6 protein-coding genes are annotated in these 7,601 nt (G+C 70.4%); all 6 read right to left on the reverse strand.

What is annotated here, in order from left to right:
* A partial coding sequence (locus tag ABDV68_RS17265) for a TolC family protein (protein ID WP_343521342.1) occupies window positions 1-1,243 on the reverse strand: 1,243 nt, incomplete at its 3' end.
* A 253-nt stretch (window positions 1,244-1,496) separates the two neighbouring features.
* Window positions 1,497-4,670, reverse strand: coding sequence for a multidrug efflux RND transporter permease subunit (locus tag ABDV68_RS17270; protein ID WP_343521343.1), 3,174 nt, complete (start codon window positions 4,668-4,670; stop codon window positions 1,497-1,499).
* A 72-nt stretch (window positions 4,671-4,742) separates the two neighbouring features.
* Window positions 4,743-6,020, reverse strand: coding sequence for an efflux RND transporter periplasmic adaptor subunit (locus ABDV68_RS17275; RefSeq protein WP_343521344.1), 1,278 nt, complete (start codon window positions 6,018-6,020; stop codon window positions 4,743-4,745).
* Window positions 6,017-6,418 carry a hypothetical protein gene (locus ABDV68_RS17280; protein WP_343521345.1) on the reverse strand — a complete coding sequence of 134 codons (402 nt, stop codon included), beginning with the start codon at window positions 6,416-6,418 and terminating at the stop codon, window positions 6,017-6,019. The genes ABDV68_RS17275 and ABDV68_RS17280 overlap by 4 nt, the downstream gene beginning before the upstream one ends.
* A 361-nt stretch (window positions 6,419-6,779) precedes the next feature.
* Window positions 6,780-7,391, reverse strand: a complete 612-nt coding sequence (locus tag ABDV68_RS17285) for a TetR/AcrR family transcriptional regulator (protein ID WP_343521346.1) — start codon at window positions 7,389-7,391, stop codon at window positions 6,780-6,782.
* A 16-nt stretch (window positions 7,392-7,407) separates the two neighbouring features.
* Window positions 7,408-7,601, reverse strand: a 194-nt coding sequence (locus tag ABDV68_RS17290; protein WP_343521347.1) for a hypothetical protein, incomplete at its 5' end; no start/stop codon positions are given.

Consider the following 7,601-nt stretch of genomic DNA (forward strand, 5'->3'; position numbering starts at 1 on the left):
CGATGCGCGCGGCGCGCTCGGCGGCGTCGTGCGCGGCCTTGAGCGCGATGCGCCGATCGAGCGCGCGGGCATAGGCGGAGAGCGCGGTCTCGGTCTCCTGCAGCGACCGCAGCACGGTGCCGTCGAACTCGGCGAGCGCCGCCTGGGTGTCCGCCTCCGCCCCGGCGATGCGCGCGCGGCCCCGCGCCTGGTCGGTGAACGACCAGTTGATCAGCGAGCCGAGCAGCCAGCGCAGCGGCCCGCCGCCGAACACGTCGCCGATATTCGGCCCGGTCGACCCGATCGAGCCGCCGAGGGTGATGCGGGGATAGAGGTCCGCGGTCGCCACGCCGATCCGCGCGGTGGCGGCGGCGAGGCGGCGCTCGGCGGCGCGGATGTCCGGACGGCGGGCGAGCAGCTGCGCGCCGTCGCCGACCGGGATCGGCTGGTCGAGGCGCAGCGTCGCCACCCGCTCGCGCGCGATCGGCGGCAGGTCGGCGGGCGCGCGGCCGGTCAGCGTCGCGAGCCGGAACAGCGCCGCGTCGCGCTCGGCCGCCAGCGCCGGGATCTCGGCCTGGCGCTGGTTGCGCAGCGTCGCGATGCGCGCGGTGTCGAGCCCGGTGGTGAGCCCGACCTCGCGCCGCCGCTCGGTCAGGCCGAGCGAGCGGTCGAGCAGCTCGACGATGCGTTCGGCGACCGCGATGCGCTCGGCCGAGGCCGCGGCATCGGCATAGGCGCGCGCGGTCTCAGCGGCGACGGTCACGCGAACGGCCTCGACATCGGCCTCGGCCGCGCCGACGTCGCCGCGCGCCGCCTCGATCCCGCGCGTCACGCGGCCCGCGAGATCGACCTCGTAGCTCACCTCGAGCCCGGCATCGATCGACCAGTCCTCGCGCGGCGCGCCGGGGCCGCGCTGGCTCTCGGGCAGGCGGCCATAGCTCGCCCCCGCCCCGACCCCCACCTCGGGCAGCCGGTCGGTGCGCACCTCGCGCAGCGAAGCGCGAGCGCGGGCAAGCCGCGCGACCGCGACGCGGACGTCGGTGTTGGCCGCGAGCGCGTCGGCGACCAGCTGGTCGAGCGCGGGATCGTCGTACAGCCGCCACCAGTCGGCATCGACCGGCGCCAGCGGATCGACCGCCGGGCTGGTCGCGGCGACGAACTTGCCCGCCGCGGCCGAAGGCGTCTGGGGTGCGGCATAATCGGGGCCGGTGGCGCAGGCGGCGAGCGTCAGCGCCGACGCGGCGATCATCAGATTGCGAAGCATGTGGAGCTCCTTTCGAAACAGATCGACAGTTGGCCTCCAATCCTGCCCCGCCAGGGGGAGGTGGCACGCGCAGCGTGACGGAGGGGGAGGAAGCGAGCCGCCAATGGTCTGGCATCCGCCCGCTCCGTCAGCCCCGGAACAAGTCCGGGGCTGACGCAGTGCAAGGTCGGTCGTGCCCCCGGCACGACCTTGGATCGCCGGGGGCAATCCAACCTCGCACTCCCTGGCGGGGGAGGATTTGCAGACATCGACATCACTCCGCCGGCTGCACTTCGGCCACCGGGGCACCGCCACGCGGGCGGCGCTTGATCCGGTCGGCGAGTGCGCGGCACGCGACGTAGAAGGTCGGGGTGAAGACCAGGCCGAAGGCGGTGACGCCGATCATGCCGTAGAACACCGCGGTGCCCAGCGCCTGGCGCAGCTCCCAGCCCGGGCCCGACGCCGTCACCAGCGGCAGCACGCCCAGGATGAAGGCGAAGCTGGTCATCAGGATCGGCCGGAGCCGGACCCGCGCCGCCTCGACCGCCGCCTGCAGCGCGGTGGCGCCGCGCTCCTCGGCCTGCTTGGCGAACTCGACGATCAGGATCGCGTTCTTCGCCGCCAGGCCGATCAGCACGATCAGGCCGATCTGGGTCAGGATGTTGTTGTCCAGCCCCCGGAAGTTGACGCCGAGCATCGCGGCCAGCAGCGTCATCGGCACGATCAGGATGATCGAGATCGGCAGCATCAGGCTTTCGAACTGCGCCGCCAGCACCAGGAAGACGAACACCACCGACAGCGCGAAGATCAGCGCCGCGACATTGCCCGCCGCCTTCTGCTGGAAGGCGAGGTCGGTCCACTCCGCGGTGAAGCCCTGCGGCAGGTTCTTGGCGATCACCTCCATCTTCGCCAGCGCCTGGCCGGTCGAATAGCCCGGCGCGGTGTCGCCATCGACCTCGACCGCGGGGAAGAGGTTGTAGCGGGTCACGCGATACGGCCCGGTGCGGTCCTGGAAGGTCGCGACGGCGCCGATCGGCACCATCCCGCCCGCGTTCGACCGGGTCTTGAGCTGCGCGATGTCGGCCGGATCGTCACGGAACTGCGCATCCGCCTGCGCGGTCACGCGGAAGGTGCGGCCGAGCAGGTTGAAGTCGTTGACGTAGGACGAGCCGAGATAGACTTGCATCGCCTCGAACACGCGGCTCGCGGGGACGCCGAGCATGTCGGACTTCGCGCGGTCGATGTCCGCATAGATGCGCGGCGTCGCGGTGTTGTAGAGCGTGAAGACGTTGGCGAGCTCCTTGCTCTTGTGCGCCTCCCCGATCACGCCGCCGGCGGCTTGCTCGAGCGCCTGGTAGCCGGCGTCGCTGCGGTCCTGCACCATCATGCGATAGCCGCCGCCATTGCCGACGCCCTGGATGACGGGCGGCGGGATGACGAAGACGATCGCCTCGTTCATGTCGGCGAGCGCGGCGCGCATGTCGTTCTCGATGTTCAGCTCGGTGCGGTCGGTGCCGGCACGCTCCTCGAACGGCTTGAACGTGACATAGGCGGCCGCGGCGTTCGACGCCTGGGTGCTCGACGCGCCGTCGAAGCCCGAGAACATCACCGCCGCCTCGGTGCCGGGCACTTCGAGCAGCTTCTTCACCGCCTTCTTGAGCACGCGGTCGGTCTCCTCGATCGAGCTGCCCGGGGGCAGCTGGATCGCGGCGAGCGCATAGCCCTGGTCCTGCGCGGGGATGAACCCGGCCGGGGTCGACCAGAAGATTGCGCCGGTGGCGAGGACGAGCCCGCCATAGACCGCGAACATCCGCTTGGGCGCCGAAGCGAAGCGCTGGGTGATCCCGGCGTACCAGTCGCCGAGCCGGTCGAAGTTGCGGTTGAACCAGTCGCCCGCGCGCCACACCACGCGCCGCCACCCGCTGGCCGGCGCCTCCTCCGCCTTGGGGCGGAGCAGCAGCGCGGCGAGCGCGGGCGAGAGGGTGAGCGAGAGGATCAGCGAGATGATCGTCGCGGCCGAGATGGTCACCGCGAACTGGCGGTAGAACTCGCCGGTGATGCCGGTGAGGAAGGTGGTCGGCACGAACACCGCGCACAGCACCAGCACGATCGCGACCAGCGCCGCCGACACCTCGTCCATCGACTTGTGCGCCGCCTCGCGCGGCGACAGGCCGTGCTCGAGGTTGCGCTCGACATTCTCGACCACGACGATCGCGTCGTCGACGACGATGCCGATCGCGAGCACGAGGCCGAACATCGACAGCGTGTTGAGCGAGTAGCCCAGCGCCGCCAGCACCGCGAAGGCGCCGATCAGCGAGACCGGAATCGCGACGATCGGGATGATCGCGGCGCGCCAGCTCTGCAGGAAGACGAGGATCACGAGCACCACGAGCAGCACCGCCTCGAGCAGCGTCTCGGCCACCGCGTTCATCGATTCGCTGATGAACTCGGTCGGGTTCCAGATGATCCGGTATTCGAGCCCCTTGGGGAAGCTCTTGGCGGCCTCGGCAAGCTCGGCCTTGACGCCCTCCGCCGCGGCGAGCGCGTTGGTGCCCGGGCGCTGGGTCACGCCCATGATGATCGAATCCTGGCCCGAGAGATAGGCGTTGACGCCATAATCCTCGGCGCCGAGCTCGACTCGCGCCACGTCGCGGACGCGGGTGATCGCGCCGCTGGGGTCGGTGCGGACGATGATGTCGGCGAACTCGTCGGCGGTCTTGAAGCGGCCCTGAGTCTCGACGCTGAGCTGCTGCGCGGCGCCGGTATCGAACGGCGGCTGGCCGACGGTGCCGGCGGCGACCTGGATGTTCTGCGCCCGCAGCGCGGCGACCACCTCGCCCGCGGTGAGGCCGAGCGCGGAGGTGCGGCCGGGGTCGATCCACACGCGCATCGCATAGTCGCGCGCGCCGAACACCTGGACGTCGCCGATCCCGTCGATGCGGGTCAGCCGGTCCTTGATCTGGGTCAGCGCATAGTTGGAGACATAGCCGCGATCGAGCGACCCGTCGGGCGACAGCACGTTGACCGCCATCAGCCACGAGGGCGAGGTCTTGCGCACCACCACGCCCTGGCGGCGCACCTCTTCGGGCAGGCTCGGCTCGGCGAGCGCGACGCGGTTCTGCACCAGCACCTGCGCGGTATCGAGGTCGGTGCCGAGCTTGAAGGTGACGGTGATCGTCACCCGCCCGTCACCAGTCGACTGCGACGACTGGTAGAGCATGTTGTCGACGCCGTTGATCTGCTGCTCGATCGGCGCGGCCACGGTGTCGGCGACGGTCTCGGCCGAGGCGCCGGGATAATTGGCGCTGACCGTGACCGTCGGGGGCACGACGGCGGGGAATTGCGACACCGGCAGCCCGAAATAGGCGAAGGCGCCGATGATCGTGATGAGGATCGCGATCACGCCCGCGAAGATCGGGCGGCGGATGAAGAAATGACTGAAGCGCATCGGGCAAAGCCTTGGCTAGCTCCGCCCGCAAGGCTGCGGGCGGAGTGGTTTAGTCGGTCATGGTTCGCGCACTCAGCGCGCGGCGATGGTCGCCTGCGAGGCCGCGGGTTCGTTGATGGCGGCCGGCGGCGGCGCGGCCGGGGCACGCGGCGCCTCGATCTTGCCGACGCGCTCGGTCACCTTGGCGCCCGGCTGGATCATCTGCAGTCCCTGGATCACCACCTTGTCGGTCGGCGCGAGGCCGGCGCGGATCGTGCGCAGGCTGCCGATGCGCGGACCCGGCGTGACTTCCTTCGCCGCGACGGTACCGTCCTTGCCGACCACGAACACGACCTTGCGCGCCTGGTCGGTGCGCACCGCGGCATCGGGGACCAGCAGCGCGCGCTCGGGCGAGCCGCCGGTCAGGCGCATGTTGCCGAACATGCCGGGGGCGAGGAAATAGTCCGGGTTGTCGATCACCGCGCGCGCGCGGATCGTGCCCGACTGGGCGCTGATCCCGTTGTCGGTGAAGTCCACCCTGCCCTTCCAGTTGTAGCCGCTCTCGTCCTGCAGCCGGATCTCGACCTGCTGCGGCGCGGCGCCGGACTTGGACCGCTCGCGCTGCGCCTTGAGGTAGAGCGCCTCCGAGCTGTCGAAGGTGAAGTAGATCGGATCGAGCGCGTTGATCGTGGTCAGCAACGTCCCGCCCCCGGCATCCGCGGTCGAAACGAGGTTGCCGGCATCGACGCGGCGGTCGGAGATGCGGCCGGTGATCGGCGCGCGGACCTGGGTGAACTGGACGTCGAGCGCGCGCGCGCCGACCCGGGCCTGCGCCGCGGCGAGCGAGGCGCGAGCGGCACGGACACGCGCGGCGAGCCGGTCATGGTCGCTCTTCGACACCGCGTCCTCGGCCAGCAGCCGGCTGGCGCGGGCGAGATCGGCCTCGGCCAGCGCGAGGTCGCTCTGCGCCTGGGCGACGCCGGCGCGCGCCTCGTTGAGCGACGCGGCGAACGGACGCGGATCGATGGTGAAGAGCAATTGCCCCTTCTGCACGATCGCGCCGTCGGTGAAGTGCACCGCGGTCACCGCGCCCGATACGCGCGGGCGCACCTCGACGCTCTTTGACGCCTCGAACCGGCCGACATGGTCGTCCCATTCGGTGAGGTCGCGCGCCAGCGGGGTGGCGACGGTGACGGTGGGCGGCGGCGGCGCGGCGAGCGCCGGGCTCTCGCGGTTGAAGACGCCCACGCCCGCGCCGACGGCGACGAGCGGAAGGACGATCGCCGAGGCGCGCTGCCACAGCGGCCAGTCGCGGAAACGGCGGCGGGCGGGAAGTTCTTCGACGGGTTCGATACGGGTGATCATGTTCATCGCGGGTTCCTCCGGTCGCGCTTGGCGCGTGCAGCGACGATGCTGCCGGTGAGCAGTTCGTAATGGTCGGGGGTGAAGCCGGCGGCGAGGAAGCCGCGCACCGTGGACTGGGCGACGCGATAGCCGTGGTGCCAGGTCAGCACGGCCATGCGCCGCAGCGCCTCGAGCTTGGGATCGGCCAGCCGCGTGCTGCGCTTCTCGCCGAACAGGCTGCCGAGGGCCATGGCCATGCGGCCGGGCTCGCGCAGGCTCGAAAGCTTGTCGCGCTCGGCCAGCGCGACCACCGACCATTCGAGCGCCGAGAAGCGCGCGGGTTCGGGGGCGTGACGAAGCGCCGGGCCGGCCTCGAAGGCATAGGCGGGAGCCAGGTCGGGCTGGGCAAAGGCAAGATACGCCATGGTGCATGTCTCCTCTGTTCGCGGCGCGAACGCCGCGGTTTGCCGTCGCGGGGAGCGCGGCATGAATTCGGGGTGCGAGCCGGCGCAGACGCGCGCCCTCACGCGGCGAACTACAGGTTCGCCGGACGCCGCCGGATCGTGGATGATGTCGGATGAGCGGGCCTCAGCCCGTCGTCAGACCTGGGGTACGGTACAGTCTTTCTGCATCGGCTTTCCCTTTCGATGCGGGGACCTGCCCGGGAGGCGAGTCCAACTTCTATACCACCCGGTATAGAAACCCTGCTGCGCTGCGTCAACGACTTTTTATACCGCTCGATATATTTTTATGAACGGTCGCTGAAAGCCCTGGTTGGGCCAGCCCTTATTTGGACGGCCACATCGCCATGCTGGTGTCGATCAGCCGTTCGAGATCGGCGCGCGTCGCGCCGGCGCCGGCCTGCACCGCCATTCCCTGCATGATCGCGTAGATGAAGCTGGTCAGCCCCTCGACATCGGCGGTGGCGGGCAGGTCGCCCTCCTCCTTCGCACGTTCGAGCCGCGCGACCAGCGCACGGCGCGCGACCTTGCCGCGCTCGAGCACTTCCTGGCGGATGCACTCCGCCTCCGCGCCGCACGCGACCGAGCTGATCACGCCGAGGCAGCCATGCGGCTCGCTCTTGCTGGTCTGGTTTTCCATGCTGCCGCGGAGCAGGTGCCGCGCGACCTCGCGCGCGGTCGGCTGCTCGAGCGACTTGCTGATGTAGCAGAGCTTCTCTTCCTCATAGAGGTCGAGCGTCTTGCGGAACAGGGCTTCCTTGTTGCCGAACGCGGCGTAGAGGCTGGGGCGGGTGATGCCCATCGCCTCGGTCAAATCGTTGAGCGAGGCGCCCTCATAGCCCTTGCTCCAGAACACGCGCAGCGCCGCCGCGAGCGCGGCATCGACGCAGAATTCGCGCGGGCGGCCTTTGACGGCGGGGGCTGTAGCGGTTTCCATATCGGTCGGTATATAATCATTCGGTTGCCGGACGCAACGGGTTTGCGGCGACTTGACGCGCGAGGATCAGCGCGCCCTCGAGCCCGGCATGTTCGAGCGCCGGCGCGCGCACGAAGCCGGACGCGAGTGCGGTATCGGCAGCGAGACGCAGCGCGTGCTGACCCATACGAAAATTCCGGTGATCGTTTATCGGTAGGGCGGTGCCGCCCT

It is taken from the genome of Sphingomonas sp. (assembly GCF_039595165.1).
Lineage (GTDB): Bacteria > Pseudomonadota > Alphaproteobacteria > Sphingomonadales > Sphingomonadaceae > Sphingomonas.